Raw genomic sequence first — 22,115 nt, 5'->3', positions numbered from 1 at the left:
ACTTGCGGATATTTGGCTGATATTTAGTGAAGACTTACTTTAAGTGGCAAATAAAGCGTCAAGAAACAAAAAATGACTGATTTTTAACGGTACTCTGCGATAATGGGAATCTAAATCTACTGTCAATAACTGTTTGCTATTAAGGTGTTGTTACTCAATAACACCTATTTCAAAGCAATCATATCGCAACCTTAAATCAGCCTAAGCCTAGGATAACTTGTTATGATGAACCAACCAATCGACCTCTTTTTTCGACGCTTATTTATCGTCGTTGCTATGGTGGTGGTTGTCTTTTTATTGTATTTAATGATGCCTGTCATTATACCGTTTGTCTTTGCTTTCGTACTCGCTTACTTATTCAATCCGTTGGTCAAACGCCTATCGAAATATATCAAACGCTGGATAGCGATTATCATTGTCTATTCGACCATTACGTTAGGAATGGTGCTGCTGCTATGGTGGTTGATACCGACATTGTGGAATCAGTTGCAAGCGGCGTGGGACTACTTACCCAAAGTTTTGAACTGGTATAACCAAGTGGTGCGAGAATGGTTTGTTAATAACAGCCGTATTAGTTTGCCAGAGCTGGAGTCAAAAGGATTTTCTGAGACGTTGGTCGATTACATGCAAACAAATTATAAGTTCGAAGATGCCAGCACGATGATGAGTCATATCATTGCCTCAAGTATGAGCTTTATTAATAATGCAGGACTCATCGTATTAGTGCCTATTCTGACCTTTTATTTCTTATTCAATTGGGATCAGCGTTTGCATACGTGGAAAATGGCGGTTCCAGCGGCTTATAATGAAAAGTTTGTTCAGATCGCCAAAGAGTGTGATCGTGCATTGATGGCTTTTATCAAAGGTCAGTTATTGGTAATGGTGCTGTTGGGCATGATTTATGCGGTGCAGTTGCAGCTCATTGGTCTTGAGCTTGGACTTATCATTGGTATGGTTGCGGGGGTTGCTAGCTTTGTTCCTTATTTGGGGTTTGGTATCGGTTTCATCGCTGCCATTACTGCATGCCTCTTCCAGTTTGGACTAGACTGGACTTATCTTTCATTAATCGTGGGTGCATTTTTGGTTGGGCAGGCCGCTGAGGGTTATGTACTGCAGCCGTTGCTATTAGGTGATAAGATTGGTCTATCACCGCTATGGGTTATTTTTTCGGTATTGGCAGGGGCAAGCCTGTTAGGTTTCGTTGGTATGTTGATAGCCTTGCCTGTCTCAGCGGTGCTTAATGTATTGTTCCGCCATTTATACGCTTACTATCGTTCGACTGATTTTTATAAAGGCCGTAAGCAATTGGCTTTGTTTGAAAAGAATTAGATAATTTACTGTTAAATTAACGTGTTTATCATAAATTGGCGGTAGAATTATGAGAGAGATAAAGGGCGGTTGATAAGGCTTAATAGGTAAAAGACTTGTCAGTCATTTTGCAAATATGTTATATATAGGCGCAGTGTTAGTAGTATCAGTGGTTATTCGTTGGCAAGAGCCATTTTTATAATGGTAGTCCTACGATATGTCCATAGCCAAGAACACGGCAGACCAACGCCACAAGTTTATATCAAGTCGTATTGAACACAGTAAAGTCAGTTCTACGACCGTTATGCCTCCTATTTTCCATTGTGTTACGTAAAACGAGTTGATGATTCATGGCAGAAGCACAGCTAAGTCTCAATCTGGACATTAAGCATGATGCAAGTCTAAGCGACTTTGCCGGTCCTGGTTGGATGTCGATTATTGATGCAGTGCGGCAGTTACATGTCGGCCTGATAGGACAGCTGTATCTATTTGGTAGTCCTGCTACTGGTAAGTCTCATTTGCTATCAGCAATCTGTGAGTCGTTTATTGAGATGGACAAATCTGCTATTTGTTTGTCACTCAACGAGTTGATTCATGCCGATGTCCACGTGCTTTCATCTTTAGAGAACTTTGATCTGATCGCAATCGACGATTTAGAAGTCCTTGAGCAAAGCAGTCAGTGGCAAGAAGCTTTATTCCATTTGATTAATCGTAGTCGGGAAGGTCAGCGTCAGTTATTGTTTGCAGCCAATAAACCTGCTGATGATTTACCTTTTCAGCTGAGAGATTTATTGACCCGTTTGGCACAAGCGCCTACGTTTAAAGTACCTAATGGTCATGATTTGGCAGATCGTCAGGCATTGTTGCAGTCTATCTTGCGTCGACGTGGCTGGCAGTTTGACGATAGAATTATTGACTATTTGCTTACGGAAGGCCCGCACCGTATCGGGGCGATGATGGACGTGCTCAACTATATTCAACCGATGTTTTCTAACCTTGGCCGCAACAATATATCCAAAGCAGTCATAAGTGATGCATTACGTACTATTGATGAACAGACACTAGCGGCAGAGCTAGCTGATATTGCGCAAGAGACGCAAGTAGATCATGACGCTGCAGATCAAGATCAACATACTATGCCATTCGACTTTTAGTCCTAAAAATACGAATATTTTTATCAAAAACGTTTTTACTATTAATGGAATCACTTATGAAACTCAATGCTTCTTTGCTAAAAAAAATGACTATCGGTACGTTACTTATTGGTGCAAGCTCCGTCTCTATGTTGTCGCAAGCAGAGGTCACTCTGTTAGTTGATGACCACATCAAGGTTACTGCGATTAATGGGCAGGAAATCCAGCAGAGTATTTTTCAGTCGCCGACAAAAACATTTACACTACAGCCTGGACAACATGCCATTACTGCTAAGTATGACCGTTTGTATAACCTGCCTCGTGATGAGCATGATTATTTGCGTTCAGGTAACGTCAGTGTGACCGCACAATTGGCTGATAATCAAACCTATCGTTTGACTATGCCAAGTCAACCAGAAGAGTATAAAGCGGCTAGAGAATATGCCAAACGTCCAACGTTAGCTGTGCAGCAGGATAATACTGTGATCGCTAGCCAGCAAAGTATGGCGAATAACCAAGGCGGATTATTTTCAGGTTTGGGTAACGTAATAGGCGGTGTGTTTGGTGGCTCGGGTGATGCTGAGATGCAAAACCAACGTGTTATTGCATCATTAGACAAGCCAGCGGTTGCGAATCAAAACACTGTACAGCAAACGACAAGCGTTAATTCATCTAACAGTAATTTAGATCAGTTTATGCAAATCTGGCTACAAGCAACACCTGCTGAGCGTGAAAAAATGAGTCAATGGATTCAAAAATAAATTACCGTCTTTATAAATATTTAACAATAAAAAAGCACCTATGTTAGGTGTTTTTTTTATTTGTACATTATAGCTTTTATCTCATTTTAGTCTGGCTGCTATTAACCCAAAAAGGCGTTGTACATCCATACTAACTTTTCTTGCTCTTGTACGTATGCATCGACAAGATCAGCTGACCCTTGGTCTTCGCTATCCGCTGCTAGAGTAGATACTTGACGCTGTTCTTCGATAAGCTCTTGTAAGCCTTTGACCACGCCTTTAACACAAGTTGTGCCGTCTTTAACGTTCTTATCTTCGCTAATGCTTGTGTGCTGAGCAAAGTCGCTGTAAGCATGTAATGGCGTGCCACCTAACGTTAGAATACGTTCAGCGATTTCATCAATTTGTATTTGTAGTGAGGTATATAGTTCTTCGAACTTTGGATGTAAAGTGAAGAAATGCTCACCTTTAACGTTCCAATGATAGCCGCGTACATTAATGTAAAACATATGATAGCTTGATAATAGGCCATTTAACTTAGCAATGACTTCGCTCATGTCTGCTCTTTCTAGACCGATTTGGTTAGTCTCATTATTACTCATGATATTATCCTTATAGTGTGAGTGTTGATGTGAAAATTAAATGAAGAAAGTTATAACTTTAACTTATTTATATAATCCAGCGCTTCTGCTACCTTTCTTCTGATGCCTATTATAATAACAAAGCATCATCGACAAGTTAAGTTTAATAAATACAATAATGCGATTGGTTTATCAAAAGAGCTAAACCCTTTATCGTTCAATGAATGAGCGATAAAGAGCTATTTAATGCTTTATGCTGGTGGTTGTAAATTTTCAGGGTTCAATCCTTTAACGGCAATGAATTCCTCTAAATGCTGACGCACTGTGTCGATTGGGAATTTCTGAGCTTGCAGGCGTTTGGGAACGATTTGGCTGCCTTGCTGACCTTTCATTTCAAACATGATAAAGATGTAGTCATCAGTCTCATCCCAGCTTTTGACCGCAGACCATGGGATAACCGCTTGTTGAGTATTGCTCGCGCGCATCTGCATACCACGCATTTGCGAGTTTTTCATCAAATCAGGTTGATTGACGGGCATTGCCATCACTAAGCCATGTTTTTGCACACCCAGTTTCATCTGGCGCATCTCATCTGGCATTTCTTGGTCGGCCACTTGCTTTTCGAACTCTCTTTTGACATACCATTTAAAACCAAGGGTACGAACCAGTAAGTAAACCACCACTGAAACCAACATTAACCAAAAAATAATGGTTGAGTAGCCTGTGACAAAGACCAACCCTGCAATCGCTAATACCACGACTACTGCCATAATGATCCACTCTTTCGTTTTGATGCTTTTTAGACCAAAAGAAGGGCTGGCACTAGAAAATAGCTCGTATTGTGCTTGGTGAAATTCTGCCTCGGTTAGGTTTAAGGCGACAGGTTGCAGCGTGTAGGGGTACAGGGCCATAAAGGTTTCTCAAATACTTGTGTTAAAAGTGTTGGGTTTAAATCACCAAAGTGAAGCAACTACGCGGCACTTGGCTGAAAGTGAAAAAAGGTATGCACTTATCTTACCGAAAAGCGCTCTCAAATGAAACATATAAGCAGCACTGTTCACGGATAGACGCGATATTATAGCGATTAATTAATACGGATGATGATTATGGAGGCTTGTGAATGCCCAAAGCATATTATCAAGTTAAAAATCGCATGCCATTAATCATCAAAGTGATGAATGAAAGTATCGCCAAAACATGGTCAAATGAGATGGGTCTTGGTATTATAGCGGCTACCACTTATTTTGATAAAACTAGCACCTTTAAAACCAGCACCTTTAAAACCAGCACCTTTAAAAACAGTACCTTTAAAAACAGTACCTTTAAACCTCTTATTCACTTCTAGCGTTACAGGCAACTATTATGATTGATCCGAAACTCTTACGCGGCGATTTAATCGACTTACAACAGCAGTTGGCCACTCGTGGTTATGCACTTGACATGGATTTTTGGCAAACGGTTGAGTCAGAACGTAAATCTTTGCAGATCAAAACTGAAGAGTTGCAGTCACGCCGTAATGCTGGTGCTAAGCAAGTAGGTGCGCTAAAAAAATCAGGCGAAGACGCCAGTGAGCTATTGGCTGAGATGCAAAGTGTCAGTGGTGAGATTAAAGCGGCTGAAGATGAATTGCGCACTTTGCAAGAGCGTATCACCAAAGCTGGCATGCAAATCCCTAATATTCCAGCAGCCGATGTGCCAGTGGGTACGTCAGAAGATGACAATGTAGAAGTACGCAAGTGGGGCACGCCGCGTACATTTGATTTTGAGATTCAAGATCACACTTATATTGGCGAGACACTTGGTATGTTAGACTTTGAAGCGGCGACCAAGCTGACTGGCAGTCGCTTTAATGTGCTAAAAGGACAATTGGCGCAGATGCATCGCGCACTGATTCAATTCATGCTCAATACCCATACTATGAAGTACGGCTATCTTGAGACCTATGTGCCTTATATTGTGAATTCAGACAGCCTCAAAGGTACAGGGCAGCTGCCAAAGTTTGAAGATGATTTATTTAAATTGAAAAATCATACTAATAACGAAGATATGGACTTTTATTTGATTCCAACCGCTGAAGTACCAATGACCAACTTGGTACGTGGCGAGCGTTTGGATATTAGCGAGCTGCCACTTAAGTTTACCGCGCATACGCCTTGTTTCCGTAGTGAGGCAGGCTCACATGGCCGTGATACTCGTGGTCTAATCCGTCAGCATCAGTTTGAAAAAGTTGAGATGGTCAATATTGCCACGGCTGAGCAGTCTGATGAATTGCTAGAGGCAATGACAGGACAGGCCGAATATATCTTGCAGCAGTTGAACCTACCGTACCGCACTGTGCAGCTATGTACGGGTGATATGGGTTTTGCAGCACAAAAGACTTATGACATCGAAGTATGGTTACCGAGCCAAGATACGTACCGTGAAATCTCAAGCTGCTCTAACTGTGGTGATTTCCAAGCACGCCGTATGGGAACTCGTGTCAAAGATGGCAAGCAAACCAGTTTGGCTCATACCTTAAATGGATCAGGTTTGGCCGTCGGTCGTACACTACTGGCAGTGATGGAAAACCATCAAAACGCAGATGGCAGCATCACCATTCCAGAAGTATTGCGTCCGTTTATGGGCGGTGCTGAGACTATTTCAGTTTAATATCGGATTCACCATATAGCTGAATAAGGATAAGTAGTGGCATTGTATGCAGATGGTTCAGGTCAATATCAGAGTGAGTATGACGCTCTGTGGCAAAGCCTTGTACCGAAGAGTGGTCATGCCGCTACACTCCAAGGTGAGCTCGTTCGCTTGATCGGTCGGTTGGCTAGCGAGTATTACCGAAATGGCAATATGAATTGGAGTGATGGTTTTAACAATATGGCTAAGTGCCTTGAGACTGAATTAAGCAATCATTTCGATGAACCGTCAGACCAACAAGCCATTCAAGTGTATTTGTATCAGATAATTAAAAATGGCGAGACAGGTATCTGCTATTACCTAGATGGTGAAGATATATACGATAAAATAACGGATTATGTCGTGACGTTCTGCCGACAGAACAAGTCGGCTGTGCTTAATCACTGCCTAGAGACTTATCATTACTCGTACTAATTCAGGCGACTCTTCTATTAGGTGATACTTCTATGACGCAGTTTTATTTAAGAACCGCAAATGATGAGTTGGCAACATTCGATTGGGTATCCATAAAACGTTATATTATGGATTTGCCTTATTCAAATGAAGAGCATATCGTCTTAGGTAGCTTGCTTGATGATAATAGTTATATCCAGACTCGTATTAATATAGAAACCTATCGTACAGACGGGCTGTATGATTTAGAAGTGCGAATTCCTGTAGCGATTGGGTTTAAGCACTATCAGCGCTGTACTAACGATACGTGCCAAGTGATAGATAGCTTTTTTCTGTTTCACAATAACCAGCCAGTAGATATCAGCTTGTATCAAGATATAACGGCTGAATTTGATTTGTATTGATTTAAAGCTCATGTCATAAATATCAAATTACTGACCAGTATTATTCATGATATGTATGAAGTATGAGCAGTAATAAACTTGGCTGTCATGCCATTTTTTGGCGTGACTTGCATCAAATATGTTAATATTGCACTTTGATTTTATAGCCAACACGGTAAGGGCGCATTTTGCGTCCTTATTTTATTACCCTTTGAGTAAACTCTCCTCTTATCAGCCATACCCCTCATTTGAATATTAGGACACTCTATGCCAGCTCCAATTAGCGAACGTAAATTAGCCAATGCCATTCGTGTACTGTCGTTTGACGCGGTACAAAAAGCCAACTCTGGACATCCAGGTGCTCCGATGGGCATGGCTGATATTGCTGAAGTTCTGTGGCGCAAGTTTTTGAAGCACAACCCAACCGATCCACAGTGGCATAACCGTGACCGCTTTGTCTTATCGAACGGCCATGGCTCAATGCTTATTTACTCATTGCTGCATTTATCTGGTTATGATTTGAGCATCGATGATCTGAAAGGTTTCCGCCAGCTGCATTCAAAAACTCCAGGTCATCCTGAGCTTGGTTATACACCAGGTGTCGAGACGACTACTGGTCCACTAGGTCAAGGTATTGCTAATGCCGTTGGTTTTGCAATTGCAGAAAAAACTTTAGCCGCACAGTTCAATCGTGACGGTCATAACGTCGTAGACCATAACACCTATGCGTTCTTAGGCGATGGTTGCTTGATGGAAGGTATCAGTCATGAAGTTTGCTCATTGGCTGGCACGTTAGGTCTTGGTAAGTTAGTGTTCTTCTATGATGACAATGGCATCTCTATTGATGGTAATGTCGAAGGCTGGTTCACAGATGATACGCAAGCGCGTTTTGAGTCATACGGCTGGCAAGTTATCAAAGTAGATGGTCATGATGCGGATGCAATCACGCAAGCAACTGAACAAGCGCTAAAAGAGACTGCTAAACCAAGTCTACTGATTTGCAAAACCACGATCGGTGCTGGTAGCCCGAACAAGCAGGGTCTAGCAGCCAGTCATGGTGCACCACTTGGTGATGACGAAATCGCTTTGACTCGTGATGCATTGTCTTGGAAACATGCGCCATTTGAATTAGATGACGAAATCTATGAAGCGTGGGATGCTAAAGCCAAAGGCGACGTCCAGCAAAAGAACTGGGATGCTGACTTTGACGCGTATAAAAAAGCCTATCCTGAACTGGCATCTGAGTTGCTACGCCGTCTAAATGGTGATTTGCCTGCTGACTTTGATAATCAAGCACAAGCCTATATTCAGCAAACGCAAGAAGCGGGCGGCGATGTCGCCAGTCGTAAAGCCAGTCAAAATGCTATCAATACCTTACAGCCATTATTACCAGAATTGCTAGGCGGTTCAGCGGATCTCGCTGGCTCAAACCTAACACTATTTAAAGGCGCTAAAGGTATCGAAAAAGATGCTGACGGTAACTATATCTATTATGGTGTGCGTGAGTTCGGCATGACTGCGATTGCCAATGGTATCGCATTGCATGGCGGCTTTATCCCTTACGTAGCAACGTTCCTGATGTTTATGGAATACGCACGTAACGCGGTACGTATGGGCGCATTGATGAAGCAGCGCGTTATCCATGTCTATACGCATGACTCTATCGGTCTGGGTGAAGATGGCCCAACGCATCAGCCAGTTGAGCAATTGACTAGCCTACGTACCACGCCAAATCTACGCACATGGCGTCCGTGTGATGCGACTGAATCTGCTAGCGCTTGGGTAGAAGCAATCAAGTCTGAAAACAACCCATCAGCATTGATCTTTAGCCGTCAGAGCTTGCCACATCAAGCACGTGATAGTGAGCAAGTAGCGAACATCACCAAAGGTGGTTATGTACTGGCAAAAGAGCAGGGCGAGCTACAAGCCATCATCATCGCCACTGGTTCAGAAGTTGGCCTAGCGATGGAAGCGTACGAGACATTGAGCGCAAACGGTGTTGGCGTCCGTGTAGTGTCTATGCCATGTGCTGAGATTTTCGTAGAGCAAGATGCTAGCTATCGTGAAGCAGTATTGCCTGCCAATATTCGTGCTCGCGTAGCAGTCGAAGCGGCACATGTAGATTACTGGTATAAGTTCGTTGGTCTAGATGGCAAAGTCATCGGAATGACCACTTATGGCGAATCTGCTCCTGCTAGTGATTTGTATAAAGAGTTTGGTATTACGACTGATGCTGTGGTTGAAGCGGTAAATAGTCTGGTGTAATAAACCTAACTTAGTTAGTGTTTGAAAAAGAGCTGCTAGAGAATTCTAGTGGCTCTTTTTATGGCTTAATTTTTGGTTTTGGAGTTGATATCGCTTTTCGCTATTATCTGTAATACTACTAGAAGAATAGTCATTGTAATTAAGGATAGTGGCAACATCGAATTATTGCTAATAATGAGCTTAATTTGTTTCTCATGCAATGATAAAAACGTTAGTTATTACATATAATTATAAAGCTTATAGGATAGACTTAAATGAATGAAATAGATAAAAACTCAAATGAAAAGACCTTCAAAAAAAATGCTAAGTGGTGGGTTAAATTTTTTATCTTGTTCACTTTTCCAGCTTGGCTACCATTTATTATGATGTATGTTGGGTGCAGTATTTCAAGTGGAGTCTCATCTGATACAACAAAGTTTGTTCTATTTTCAGGAATGGCCTTTGCATTGTATAGCTACTATCAAATATTTTACGATGAAAAAATAAAAGGAACTGGCTCTATTATAGGCGTGATTATCTTAATGATCGTTTATACTCTAGCAGCTGTAATCATTGGGTTTATGTCAGGTTGGGGAGGGGCTCTAGCAGCAGGTTGTCATTAAGATGTATAACTAGAATGTTACGGGCATAGACTGAATGTAGTTTAAGATAATCATATAAAGCAAGCTATGCTATGCTTCTGCAGAGGGGCACGTGTAACATCGATTCAAGTCAATGGGTTTGAAAAAGTTACTGATGAAAATATCAGATCGAACTTTGAAGCAATTAATCAGTTTTTTGCACTGCAGGCGTGGAACGATGCTTTAGGTATCAAGTCATAAATATAGTATTAGTCATACATCTGATACCAAGGAGTTCAACATGGAAATAAAGTCTGACGTACTAACAAAAGATGAAAAACAGTTTTTTATAGATAAGATATTAACCCACTATCATGAGCGAGATGCTAAACATTTTATTGAACAGTTTGAATGTTTTCTAGATGACTATCTAAAGCAAGACTTTGCCAGAATAAATAATGGCTTCGCCGTATTAAACGGAAATGCAAATGTCATGGTTATGGGAAGATTCTATGTTGTAAAAAACAACGACTTCTATAGAGTAAGCACAGTGTCAAAAAATTCAGATAGTTTTGATAGTGCTACGCGTATATCAACAATCCAAATCAACGGATTTGAAAAGGTAACTGATAAAAGTATTTGGTCTGAATTTGAAAGAATTAATCAATTCTTTTTACAAATAAAAAACTCTATCTAAGGTTAAGAATATGAATGCTAATGAACAGTTAAATAATGCATCAAAATCTGCTAGTCATCCTAGATGATGCAATTAGAGACAGCACATTCAATCTAGGTTTCTCAAAAAACCTACTTGTCAATACAGCGAGCGTAGACTAAATTAAGTTTGCTACATCTAGTAAAAATTCTGATGACTTGAAAATATAAGAGCGACAATGTCCCTAAAATCCAGCTTTAAAGGTTTCCTAGGCGAGACCGTCATCAACGTTGCCATGTGGCTAAAATTAGAAAAAAACGTCTATCACCGATTAAACGGTATCACCTTGCCAAGAGCCAACGGTGGTAGTACCCAAATCGATCATATCATCGTCTCTGTATACGGCATCTTTGTCATCGAAACTAAAAATTATAAAGGTTGGATATATGGTAGCGAGAAGCAAAAGCAGTGGACACAAGCTTTCCCGAATGGAAGTAAATTCAAATTCCAGAACCCATTGCGCCAAAATTATCTGCACATCAAGACGCTCGCCGATTTATTAGGGTTGGAGCTGGGCTACTTTCATTCGATGATTGCTTTCATCGGTGAGTGCGAGCTGAAAACCCGTGATGAGCTACCCGAACACGTATTGACGAGTGGGATGGTATCTTATGTGAAGAAAAAGCAGGATGAAATACTGACTGAAGACGAGGTTAAGTCCATCGTTGAGCAAATTAATAGCAACAGATTTAGCAAATCTTGGCGCACCAATCGAGAGCATAAAGCCTATCTAAAAGACAAGCATAGTAATCCAAGCAAAAATACAAACAATCAGCCTAGCGGTAACGCCAATGATAAACCAGTTGCCAAAATGTCTAATAAACCTACATCAGAGCCGATAGTAAAAGAAACCGCTAAACGAGCCACGCTAAAAAGTAGAGAAGTGCTGCGATGGTCGGGTCAGACTGAGATTGAATCTAGCGAGTTACTAACGGACAGTCTGAATACTCAGCAGACAAATATATCACATACCAGTATATCGCATGATATGGCTGATAAGATGTTTCTCACGCCGTTTGAAGTTGTAGAGCCTGAGCCACAGGTGGAAGCACCTGCAATATTTGAGGCGACAGCCCATACCGCTAATCTCGTCCAAGCACCAACTTGCCCGAAATGTAACAGCGAAATGGTTGAACGCACTGCAAAAAAAGGCCTGAATCAAGGTCAGGTCTTTTTTGGTTGTAGTCAATTTCCTAAGTGCCGAGGTGTGGTCAATATTGATTAGGTGTTAGTTCACTTACCCATATATTTCTTCCAAACGCAAACAAGCAACCAATCGACCATCCCATTCACGCAGTTGTGGCTCTATTTCGCTGCATTGCTGCTTGGCATACGGACAGCGTTTGTGTAGTGCACATCCACTTGGTGGATTAAGCGGACTTGGTAGCTCACCTTGTAGCGTCAGATCGTTCTTGTGGCCATTTACCGTTGGGGCAGCAGCCAATAGTGCGATGGTATACGGGTGTTTTGGCGCATTATAAATCGCTTCTTTCGGCCCGTGCTCAACAGCTTGACCTAAATACATGACCATCACATCATCAGCGACGTGGCGTACGACCGACAAGTTATGCGAGATAAAAACGTAAGCGGTACGATATTCATCCTGCAAATCCATAAATAGATTTAAGACTTGCGCCTGAATGGAGACATCGAGGGCGGAGGTCGGCTCATCAGCGACGACAATTTTAGGATTGAGCATCATCGCGCGGGCGAGGGCAATCCGCTGGCGCTGACCACCCGAAAACATATGTGGATAGCGGCCTGCATGTTCGGGACGTAGGCCGACATTTCTCATCATCTCGTTGATTTTGTTGCGCTTTTCTTCTTTGGACAATTTGGTATGGATATCCAATGGTTCAGTCAATTGATAGCCAATAGTATGGCGCGGATTTAAGCTGCCATAAGGGTTTTGAAAAACCATTTGAATTTCGGTACGCAACTCTTTGAGCGCCTTTCTACTATAGCCAGTGGTGCCTTCATCATTGATAAATAGCTCACCATGAGTAGGCGCTTCGATGAGCGTCAGCTGGCGGGCAAGGGTTGATTTACCGCAGCCTGATTCACCAACGACGGCCAATGTCTTGCCAGCTTCAAGCTCGAACGAGATACCATTAAGCGCTTTCACATACGCTTTGGCTTTGCCCAGACCTTGTGATACTGGGTAGTGCTTGTGTAGGTTGTCTGCTTTTAAGACCACTTTGTTACTCATACTTGGGACTCCAAAGTAGCAGCGTGAGAGATAGAGTTGCGAGAAGAAGGATCAGAGTGAATACAACGCACCTTACCAGTAGGCGTATCTAAAATAGGTGGTGGTACTTCGCAAGCGGGCTCCTTATACGGACAACGAGGAGACAGTAAGCAACCACTTGGACGATCATATTGACTCGGCACGACCCCTGGCAAACTGTTCAATCTATCTTGGCCGATAGCTAGCTCTGGGATGGCTTGCAGCAGCGCTTCAGTATAAGGGTGTGCAGGATGTTGAAAAATCTCTGGCACGGTACTGGTTTCAACCACTTGTCCGGCATACATGACCGCGACATCACGTGAGTTCTGTGCGACCAAACCCAAGTCGTGAGTAATCAGTACCATCGCCATTTGTTTTTCACGTTGTAATCGGCTCAGTAAGTCCATAATTTGCGCTTGTACCGTGACATCCAGAGCCGTAGTCGGTTCATCTGCGATCAGTAGTTTTGGCTCACAAGCAATCGCCATTGCAATCATGACCCGCTGACTCATGCCGCCCGACAGTTGATGTGGATAGACTTTGAGTCGGTTTTTGGCATCGGGCATCTCGACCAATTCTAGCAGCTCTAAGATACGCATCTGTACGGCCGAGCCACGCAAGCCAAGATGTTTACGTAGCACTTCGCCTAGTTGCATCTCAACCGTGAAGCTTGGATTTAGGCAAGACATGGCATTTTGAAAAATCATAGAGATGTCTTTGCCAATGATGCCGCGCTTCTCTTTGGCTGGCATGCTAAGCATGTCTTTATTGTCAAACACCACTCGCTGTGCGCGCACGGTTGCAGAGGGTGGTAACAGTCCCATCAGTGCCATCATAGTGACGGACTTGCCTGAGCCAGATTCACCGACGACGGCGATGACCTCACCTTGTGTAATCTTTAATGACACATCATCGACTGCACGAAAGGCGCGTATCCCTTGACCGAACGTAACCGATAGGTTTTCGATGTCTAAGAGCAAAGGTGCTGGTTTAATCAATGAGCCACTTAAAGAGTCATTTATTATCACTGTTTTATCCAATATATCCGTCATCTTAGGTCACCTGCTTCAGTTTAGGATCTAGTGCATCGCGTAAGCCATCACCAGTCAAGTTAATCGACAGGGCAGCCAAGAAAATAGCGACACCCGGCCAAATAGCGAGCCAAACATTACTCTGAATATATTGGCGTGCCGTACCTAACATCGCACCCCATTCTGCATCTGGTGGCTGTACGCCAAAGCCTAAGAAACCAATCGCGCCTGCTTCCAAAATAGCAGAAGAGAAAATCATCGTCGCCTGTACGATAAGCGGAGCCATACAGTTGGGCAAAATGGTAATAAACAATAAGCGCAGCACGCCAGCACCCATCACTTGCGAAGCGATAAAGTACTCACGCTGTAGCTCTACCATCGCGGTGGCACGAGTCAGCCGAATAAAGGGTGGCGTACAGACCAAAGCGATGGTAATAATCGTATTGGTCATCGAAGGCCCTAAGATAGCAGCAATGATGATGGCCAATAGTAAGCTTGGATAAGACATCAAGATGTCATTGACCAGCATGACCGCTTTGCCCCAGACCTTTGGCCAAAATGCAGCACTAAGTCCTAGTGAAATACCAACGATCATCGCCAAAGTGGTGGCGCTTAGACCAATAAACAACGAATAACGTGCGCCGTACATCACTCGAGACAACGTATCTCGTCCAGCATCATCCGTACCTAACCAAAACATCGTATTACCACCATCCAAAAAGGCAGGTGGCAATTGCTCTTGACCGGTGAATAACTCATAAGGGTCATGAGGGGCAATAGCGGGCGCAAGTATGGCCACAAGCACCATCAGTGCCAGTACGATAAAACCAAGTACCGCGCCTTTGTTACGGCAGAACGTTGATAAAAATAGCTGCCAAGACGAGGGCGGCGTGAGAGCCGCCAGCTTAAGATCAGAGGGAACAACAGAAGGCTTCATGAGCATTTCCTACAGTGGCGAACGCGTTGGCCGTATGTCAGTCTGGTTTTTAGCAATCATTTAGAACGTGCTAAAACTTACTCAACACTCGGCACGCGTTACTCATCACTATTTATAATATGAGTATTTATCAACGTTAGATTAAGAAGTATGTCGAATACGTGGGTTGATCAGACCATACAAAATATCAATAAATAAACTGACTAAAATCAGGGCGGTAGCGACCAGTAAGATACCGTTTTGTACAATCGGATAATCACGAGTGAAAAACCCATCAAGTAGCCAATTACCAACACCTGGCCAACTAAAGATAGTCTCGGTGATAATCGCACCCGCGAGCAATGTCGCCATCTGCAAGCCAACGACGGTAACCACCGTGATTAAGGCATTACGCATTACGTGTACCATGATCACGCGGCTTGGTGATAAGCCTTTAGCTCGAGCCGTACGTACGTAGTCTTCATCCAGTACTTCTAGCATCGCCGAGCGCGTCATCCGTGCAATCATGGCAAGCGGAATAGTCGATAATGCAATAGAGGGCAAGATAAAGTGTTTGACCACGTTCCAAAACGCTCCAGGTTCTCCTGAGGTGAGAGAGCCAAGTAGCCATGAGCCATATAATGGCTGCACATCTAAAAATTGCGCGACAGAGATCACCCCAGCGACAGGCAACAGGCCTAAATAGTGAGCAAATATACCAGTGAGGATGGGCCCCAATAAATAGATGGGCATGGAATAACCTGCCAGCGCACCTGACATAAGGGTGTAATCAATCCAAGTACCACGTCGCAGCGCGGCAAAGATGCCCAAGCTCACACCAATGACGCTAGCAATGACAATGGCGCACAGAGCCAGCTCTAAGGTGGGTACAAAATGGGCAAAGAAATCTTGTAATACTGGGGTTCGAGTACGAAAAGACTCACCAAAGTCACCCGTCAAGATGCCAGTTAGATAATCCCAATATTGGGCGACAAGAGGTTTGTCTAGTCCCAGTCGCTCTAGGGCGCGGGCATGTAACTCTGGATCGACCATACGCTCGCCCATCATAATCTCGACCGCATCTCCAGGCACGAGACGAATCAGAGTGAAGGTCGATAGGGTCAAGCCAAGGTAGACAGGAATGAGAATAGCGATTCGACGCAGAATATAAAGTAGCATGGGCTGCTCAATAGTTGTGATTCAATGATAAGAGGGCTTGCAATGATGAAGGTGTCCGCGACAAGGCGTTTAATGCAGATGAATACGGCTGGTGCAGGAAGTCTGACCCAGCCGAATATAAATTAAACCATTATGTATGTCGTATCGGATTAGTGAAGATTATTCAACTTTCACCCCGTCAAAACGTATTGAGCCAAGCGGACTGATTTTGTAATCGACCACATTTGGTGCCGTAAATACGGTCACAACCGAATGCGCCATCGTCGTCCAAGGCAGCTGCTCTTTGAATATTTGCTGTGCTTGTACATATTCATTCACGCGCTCATCTTGATTATTAATCTGACGGGCATTGGTTACTAGGCTGTCAAAGTCTTTGTTACACCAGCGCGAGTAGTTGTTACCACCGACTGCGTCGCAAGACAATAACGAACCCAGCCAGTTGTCTGGATCACCATTGTCACCAGTCCAACCCGCTAGAATGACATCAGGCTCGCCTTTGGCTGCACGTTTTAGGTACTCACCCCATTCATAAGTCACAAGCTTGGTATTAATACCAATTTTGGCCCAATCTGCTTGTAGCATTTCAGCCATCAGCTTGGCATTAGGGTTGTACGGTCGTTGCACTGGCATATACCATAGGTCGATAGAAAGATTGTCCGCGCCCGCTTCTTTAATCAGAGCTTTTGCTTTTTCGACATCATAAGGCGCGTCTTTGAGCGACTTGTCATAGCCCCACTGCGTTGGCGGCATCGGATTGGTGGCTTTTAAGCCTTCGCTCTGATAAACCGCATTGATAATGGCGTCTTTATTGATGGCCATGTCTAATGCTTGACGAACTTTGAGATCGCTCAGTTTAGGTTTTTCGACGTTGTAGCCGACATAACCGACGTTGAATCCAGGTTGATCAAGGACCGTCGCCTTACCAGATTTTTTGACCGATTCAATTTCAGCAGGCTTTGGATAAGCGGAGACATGACATTCACCGGCTTGCACTTTTTGAGCACGAACGGCTGAATCTTTAGTGATGACAAAGACTAGATTGTCGATATGGATATCGTCTTTGTTCCAATAGTCTGGATTTTTAGTATAACGAATTTGCGCGTCTTTTTGATAAGAAGTAAAGACGAAAGGACCGGTACCCACTGGCTTAGTATTAATATCAGCGGCATTACCATCCGCCATCAATTTGTTGGCATATTCAGCAGAATCAATATAAGCAAAAGGCATCGCTAGGTTCTGTAAAAACGGGGCGTTGGTCTCGCTGAGCGTGACTTTTACCGTATAGTCGTCCACTTTTTCGATATTAGAGATGATGTCTGGCAGTCCCATGCCCACAGAATACGGGAATTCAGCAGGATAGGCTTTATTAAAATCAAAGTCTGGATTGGTGATACGCTCTAGCGTAAAGAGGATGTCGTCTGCATTAAAATCGCGAGTCGGAGTAAAGTAATCAGTCTTACCGAATTTGACCCCTTTACGTAGATTAAAGGTATAGGTCTTGCCATCTTCGCTGACATCCCAGCTCTCAGCCAACCCTGGCTGGATTTCGGTACCGGCTCTTTTGAACTCTACCAAGCCATTATAGATAGGGAAGGCGCTCGCATCAAAATCAGTACCTGAAGTATACTGCGCTGGATCGAAACCTGCAGGGCTACCTTCTGAACAATAAAGCAATGTTTTAGCCGCTTTAGCATCTGAGCTAGCGGCAGAATCGTCGGTGGTTTTATTGTCGCCGCCACAGGCACTAATACCTAAGATAAGTGTCGTCAGCATGGTAAGTTTAAAGAGGGATTTTTGCATTATTACATCCTATGTAGTGATAGGTAGCTACTCGTATATCTACATGTTCGTACTCGATCATGAATATAATGAGCAAGCATTTAATAACCTTGAAAATATTTATTTATGTGATTTTACGTATATACAAAAAAAAACATATTATGAGTTGTTATAACTTTAATTTATATCCATAGAAACTATTAATATAAACAACTCGTTCGAATATACTCTCTTAATCTGCAATAACGCAAGATATAATTAAACTAATTTCGATAAAAAATACATTAATATGCCGTTAACAGCACGAATTTAATGGAATATGCGGAATTTTACTATTTTATCTATTTGTTTAAGGTAAAGGGTTAGATGATTACGAAATCACTTAGGTATGGTTTTATAACGAATTACAGACGAAAAGAAATAATCTGGTTACGTGTACTTGACGCAACCAGTTAGAAAATGCTTTTATGATGGTTATTTACGTGACAGTGTTTTCGACATGGTTATGAGTTGCTTTGATAATATCTGCCAGTTTTTCAGCAATCATAATCGTCGGAGCATTAGTATTGGCGCTAATCAATGTTGGCATGACTGACGCATCGATGACTCGCAGTCCACTCACGCCGCGCACTTTCAATTCTAAATCGACTACAGAGCGTTCGTCTGAGCCCATTCGGCAGGTACCTACAGGATGATAGATGGTGTCTGACTTGTTACGGATATAGCCGAGCATGCCGTCTTTTTCGATATAAGGGGCAGGGTAGTCTTCGGTGATATATTCGGCTATTGGCGACTCTTGCATGATGGCACGAGTACGTTCGGCACCCGCCACCATATACTCCACGTCTTTTGGATGTGATAGATAGTTTGGATCAATCAGTACAGCATCAGATGGATTGGCAGAGTCAAGCCTAACCGTACCGCGGCTCTCAGGACGTAGATAGCAGCTGTGGCAAGAGACGGCAAAGCCACGTCTGAGGTCACGACCGTGTTCGATTACGCGAGATATGACAAAATGCAATTGGGTATTTGGCCACTCTTTTGGTGCATCGCCAACACTGAAGAACGCACCTGCTTCGGCATAATTGCTCGACAGTAATCCCGTGCCGTCTTTTTTCCACTGGCGAATACTTTTGGTCAAGGTTGCAATCGAGGCCATACCAATGCCGATGACATCAGTAGTGTTAACCTCGTAGTCAAAGACCACGTCTAAGTGATCTTGTAGATTGCTACCGACATCAGGGGCATCTACTACTACGTCAATACCATGAGCCTGCAAGTGCTCAGCGGGGCCGATACCTGATAGCATTAATACTTTGGGTGAGCCAAATGCGCCACCTGATAATATGACTTCATGGTTTGCCATGACCGTATGCTCGACACCGTCTTTTTCATAGATCACGCCAGTGGCCTGTTTGTCTTCAATGATGACACGGTTGGCTTGCGCGTGGGTAATAACGGTTAGGTTCGGGCGGCTTTGTACTGGGTGTAGATAAGCAGCAGCGGCAGAGCAGCGTTGACCTTGTTTTTCGCCATGAAAATGAGTGACTTGATACAATCCTGTGCCGTCTTGCTTTTCGCTATTAAAATCTGTGTTGTGATCTAGACCATTGAGAACAGCAGCTTCTACGAATGCTTTTGAGATGTCCCGTGGACTGAGTAAATCGCTGACATGCAGCGGTCCACTATCACCATGTAGCTCGTCACTACCGTGAATATTGTTTTCAGCCTTTATAAAGTAGGGAAGCACATCATCAAATCCCCATCCAGCACAGCCTTGCTCTACCCAGCGCTCATAATCCAGCTTACTGCCACGCGTATAAATCATGGCATTGATAGCAGACGAGCCACCCAAGCATTGTCCACGTGGCTGAAAACCACGTCGGTTATTTAGATGAATTTGAGGGGTGGTATGGAAGCACCAATTATTGAGTTTGAGTGGTTTGCCGGGGACTAGCAGAATCAGAGCAGCAGGCACACGCACCGCAAGGTCTTTACCGTCGCCGCCATATTCTAATAAGCAGACACTGATATCTGGGTTTTCGGTGAGTCGGCTGGCAAGTACACAGCCGGCAGAGCCGCCGCCCACGATGACGTAATCAAACGTTTTATCAAATTCCATTTTATCTTCCTTATAGCATCCATGCTAATCAAAACGAGCTTTTCAAAGTAAGCTACTCTTTACAATATCTATTATTTTGCCAGAATAATAAAATAAAAATGACTAGAGCGTGTAGATAGAGAAAGTAAACTATCAATAGAAGCCTATTGATAGGTTTTTTGAGGATATTTAGCAGTATTTATCACCATTTCGAAATAAGGGCACGCTCTAATAGTCATTTATATTGAGCAAATTTCTGAACGTACAATAAAGCGTTTACCCTCAGGGATTTCTAGCGAAAAGCTGGCGCCACGCCCGTCAACCACATCAATGGTCAAATCCGTATTTTGCCATAATTTGTGCTGCGCTTTGCCCATATAGAATGGACAGCCAGCAATCTCACCGACCAATACATCTTGGCCGCCTACCTTAAACTCACCTAGCGGATAACACATGGGGGAGCTACCATCACAGCAGCCACCAGACTGATGAAACATAAGCTCACCGTGTTTGGATTTCAGTAGTTCGATTAGGTCTATGCAGGATTCTGTCGCTTTGACTTTCATGATGATTTCCTTATCATATAGAATGTAATTTTAGAAAACGTCTTATTAAGTATGAGCGTCTTATTAAGTATAAGTGTCATACTGGATGAGAATATAAAAAGCCGTATCGTTTTCACTCACATCATTTATAGCATGTGAATGAAGACGATACGACTGATGGTTTGTGATTAAATGTGTGAAGCATTAAGACAATGTCAGAATCTCACAAGCAATATAGTCAATCCTCTATAAAAGAGTTACAGCGTTAACCTCACTTGAGGTATCACATATACATCTGCGCTCGGTTGCCTTGTATCTCTTTTAAACTGAATCAGCTATAACTACATACTGTAGTCAATCACAATGCGACCTTCGATTTTGCCGTTACGCATACGTTCAAATATATCGTTAATGTTTTCCAACGGCTCAGCGCTAACAGTGGCTTTTACTTTACCTGCTGCTGCCATGTCCAACGACTCTTGTAAGTCGAGACGCGTACCGACGATAGAGCCGCGAATGGTAATACCGTTGAGCACCGTATCAAAGATAGAAACAGGGAAGTCACCAGTTGGTAAGCCGTTAAAGACCACCGTGCCACCACGTCTGACCATGCTCAACGCTTGATCGAACGCGATAGCAGATACGGCTGTTACTAACACACCATGGGCACCGCCAATTTCTTCTTTTAGATACTCGCCAGGATCGGTATTTTTTGCATTAACGGTAATGGTCGCGCCTAGTTTTTTGGCAAATGCGAGCTTTTCGTCATCGATATCGACTGCCGCAACGTTCAGTCCCATTGCAATGGCATACTGTACTGCCATATGACCGAGACCACCGATACCAGAAATAACAACCCAATCACCAGGCTTGGTGTCGGTCATTTTAAGGCCTTTGTACACGGTGACGCCTGCGCATAAAACGGGTGCAATTTCAATCGAGTCAACACTTTCAGGGATGATACCGACGTAGTTGGCATTGGCCAGTACGTATTCTGAAAAGCTACCATTGACTGAATAGCCTGCGTTTTGTTGACGCTCGCACAAGGTTTCCCAGCCACCTAAACAATGGGTACAGTGACCACAAGCAGAGTAGAGCCAAGGCACACCAACGCGATCACCTTCCTTCACATGGGTAACACCTTCACCAACGGCAGTAATCAGGCCAACGCCTTCATGTCCAGGGATAAATGGCGGACTTGGTTTGACTGGCCAATCGCCTTCGATAGCATGCAAATCGGTATGACAGACACCTGAGGCCTGCATTTTAACCACGATCTCACCAGCGCCCGGCGTTGGAATATCAACTTCTTCGATCTGTAATGGTTGGTTGAACTCATGTAATACGGCGGCTTTCATTTTATTACTCATATAATTCTTCCTTGTTAGAGTTTTTGCATAAAAATGCTATATAAACATCACAAACACACTTTGCAACCTTGATTGCAAAGTGCTTCGAACTTTGGCTTAAAAGAACCCCATTTTTTTAGGATCGTAAGACACCAGCATGTTCTTGGTTTGTTGATAATGATCCAGCATCATCAAATGGTTCTCACGGCCGATACCAGACTG

At 43.3% G+C, this 22,115-nt stretch carries 21 protein-coding genes and 1 pseudogene; 11 read left to right on the top strand and 11 right to left on the bottom strand.

Annotated features, from left to right (window positions below; genetic code table 11):
• Positions 1-222 precede the first annotated feature (222 nt).
• The 3 genes from DFP82_RS07530 (at position 223) to DFP82_RS07520 (ending at position 3,202) form a co-directional block, all read left to right on the top strand.
• The gene (locus DFP82_RS07530; RefSeq protein WP_110923127.1) at positions 223-1,329 is read left to right on the top strand and encodes an AI-2E family transporter; all 1,107 of its coding nucleotides are present in this window, start codon (positions 223-225) and stop codon (positions 1,327-1,329) included.
• Between the two features lie 329 nt (positions 1,330-1,658).
• A complete protein-coding gene (gene hda / locus DFP82_RS07525; protein WP_110923126.1) occupies positions 1,659-2,462 on the top strand; it encodes a DnaA regulatory inactivator Hda in 804 nt (267 codons plus the stop codon).
• A 56-nt stretch (positions 2,463-2,518) separates the two neighbouring features.
• Complete coding sequence (locus tag DFP82_RS07520) at positions 2,519-3,202, top strand: DUF2057 family protein (RefSeq protein WP_110923125.1); 684 nt, start codon at positions 2,519-2,521, stop codon at positions 3,200-3,202.
• Positions 3,203-3,303: 101 nt separating this feature from the next.
• Here DFP82_RS07520 and DFP82_RS07515 read toward each other — a convergent pair whose 3' ends face one another.
• Positions 3,304-3,783 (bottom strand): Dps family protein, encoded by a 480-nt coding sequence (locus DFP82_RS07515; protein ID WP_110923124.1) that lies wholly within the window; start codon positions 3,781-3,783, stop codon positions 3,304-3,306.
• 230 nt (positions 3,784-4,013) lie between these two features.
• The gene (locus DFP82_RS07510; RefSeq protein WP_110923123.1) at positions 4,014-4,673 is read right to left on the bottom strand and encodes a YcxB family protein; all 660 of its coding nucleotides are present in this window, start codon (positions 4,671-4,673) and stop codon (positions 4,014-4,016) included.
• Between the two features lie 209 nt (positions 4,674-4,882).
• Between DFP82_RS07510 and DFP82_RS07505 the strand changes: the two genes are divergently transcribed.
• The 8 genes from DFP82_RS07505 to DFP82_RS07470 all read left to right on the top strand — a co-directional run bounded on the left by DFP82_RS07505 (position 4,883) and on the right by DFP82_RS07470 (position 11,991).
• Positions 4,883-5,107, top strand: a complete 225-nt coding sequence (locus tag DFP82_RS07505; protein ID WP_110923122.1) for a hypothetical protein — start codon at positions 4,883-4,885, stop codon at positions 5,105-5,107.
• 17 nt (positions 5,108-5,124) lie between these two features.
• Positions 5,125-6,411, top strand: coding sequence for a serine--tRNA ligase (gene serS, locus DFP82_RS07500; RefSeq protein ID WP_110923121.1), 1,287 nt, complete (start codon positions 5,125-5,127; stop codon positions 6,409-6,411).
• Positions 6,412-6,447: 36 nt separating this feature from the next.
• Positions 6,448-6,864: a hypothetical protein gene (locus DFP82_RS07495; RefSeq protein WP_110923120.1), complete on the top strand. Its 417-nt coding sequence runs from the start codon at positions 6,448-6,450 to the stop codon at positions 6,862-6,864.
• A gap of 32 nt (positions 6,865-6,896) precedes the next feature.
• Complete coding sequence (locus tag DFP82_RS07490; protein WP_110923119.1) at positions 6,897-7,247, top strand: hypothetical protein; 351 nt, start codon at positions 6,897-6,899, stop codon at positions 7,245-7,247.
• 246 nt (positions 7,248-7,493) lie between these two features.
• Positions 7,494-9,491, top strand: coding sequence for a transketolase (gene tkt, locus DFP82_RS07485; RefSeq protein ID WP_110923118.1), 1,998 nt, complete (start codon positions 7,494-7,496; stop codon positions 9,489-9,491).
• Positions 9,492-9,745: 254 nt separating this feature from the next.
• A complete protein-coding gene (locus DFP82_RS07480; RefSeq protein ID WP_110923117.1) occupies positions 9,746-10,093 on the top strand; it encodes a hypothetical protein in 348 nt (115 codons plus the stop codon).
• Positions 10,094-10,352: 259 nt separating this feature from the next.
• Positions 10,353-10,748 (top strand): hypothetical protein, encoded by a 396-nt coding sequence (locus tag DFP82_RS07475; protein WP_110923116.1) that lies wholly within the window; start codon positions 10,353-10,355, stop codon positions 10,746-10,748.
• Positions 10,749-10,944: 196 nt separating this feature from the next.
• Positions 10,945-11,991, top strand: coding sequence for an NERD domain-containing protein (locus tag DFP82_RS07470; protein ID WP_110923115.1), 1,047 nt, complete (start codon positions 10,945-10,947; stop codon positions 11,989-11,991).
• Positions 11,992-12,003: 12 nt separating this feature from the next.
• On the opposite strand, the gene DFP82_RS07465 is transcribed toward DFP82_RS07470, so the two are convergent.
• The 9 genes and pseudogenes from DFP82_RS07465 to DFP82_RS14815 form a co-directional block, all read right to left on the bottom strand.
• The gene (locus DFP82_RS07465) at positions 12,004-12,975 is read right to left on the bottom strand and encodes a peptide ABC transporter ATP-binding protein (protein WP_110923114.1); all 972 of its coding nucleotides are present in this window, start codon (positions 12,973-12,975) and stop codon (positions 12,004-12,006) included.
• A complete protein-coding gene (locus tag DFP82_RS07460) occupies positions 12,972-14,045 on the bottom strand; it encodes an ABC transporter ATP-binding protein (protein ID WP_245905672.1) in 1,074 nt (357 codons plus the stop codon). Before DFP82_RS07460 ends, DFP82_RS07465 begins: the two co-directional genes overlap by 4 nt.
• Before the next feature lies 1 nt (position 14,046).
• Positions 14,047-14,961, bottom strand: a complete 915-nt coding sequence (locus DFP82_RS07455; protein WP_010196425.1) for an ABC transporter permease — start codon at positions 14,959-14,961, stop codon at positions 14,047-14,049.
• Between the two features lie 141 nt (positions 14,962-15,102).
• On the bottom strand, positions 15,103-16,119 hold the full coding sequence (locus DFP82_RS07450; RefSeq protein ID WP_110923113.1) for an ABC transporter permease: 1,017 nt from the start codon (positions 16,117-16,119) through the stop codon (positions 15,103-15,105).
• A gap of 159 nt (positions 16,120-16,278) precedes the next feature.
• Positions 16,279-17,919, bottom strand: a complete 1,641-nt coding sequence (locus tag DFP82_RS07445) for an ABC transporter substrate-binding protein (RefSeq protein WP_110923112.1) — start codon at positions 17,917-17,919, stop codon at positions 16,279-16,281.
• A gap of 457 nt (positions 17,920-18,376) precedes the next feature.
• Entirely contained in the window at positions 18,377-20,020 is a 1,644-nt protein-coding gene (locus tag DFP82_RS07440; protein WP_110923111.1) for a GMC family oxidoreductase, read from the bottom strand.
• Between the two features lie 218 nt (positions 20,021-20,238).
• Complete coding sequence (locus DFP82_RS07435; protein ID WP_110923110.1) at positions 20,239-20,565, bottom strand: DUF779 domain-containing protein; 327 nt, start codon at positions 20,563-20,565, stop codon at positions 20,239-20,241.
• A 320-nt stretch (positions 20,566-20,885) separates the two neighbouring features.
• Positions 20,886-21,914 (bottom strand): alcohol dehydrogenase AdhP, encoded by a 1,029-nt coding sequence (adhP, locus tag DFP82_RS07430; protein ID WP_110923109.1) that lies wholly within the window; start codon positions 21,912-21,914, stop codon positions 20,886-20,888.
• A 96-nt stretch (positions 21,915-22,010) separates the two neighbouring features.
• Positions 22,011-22,115: pseudogene (locus tag DFP82_RS14815) on the bottom strand (aldehyde dehydrogenase family protein); the annotation flags it as partial.

Source organism: Psychrobacter fozii (assembly GCF_003217155.1).
In the GTDB taxonomy this organism is placed as follows: Bacteria; Pseudomonadota; Gammaproteobacteria; order Pseudomonadales; family Moraxellaceae; genus Psychrobacter; species Psychrobacter fozii.
The sequence above is the reverse complement of the archived record's forward strand: the minus strand, read 5'-3'. Positions and strand labels throughout refer to the sequence as shown.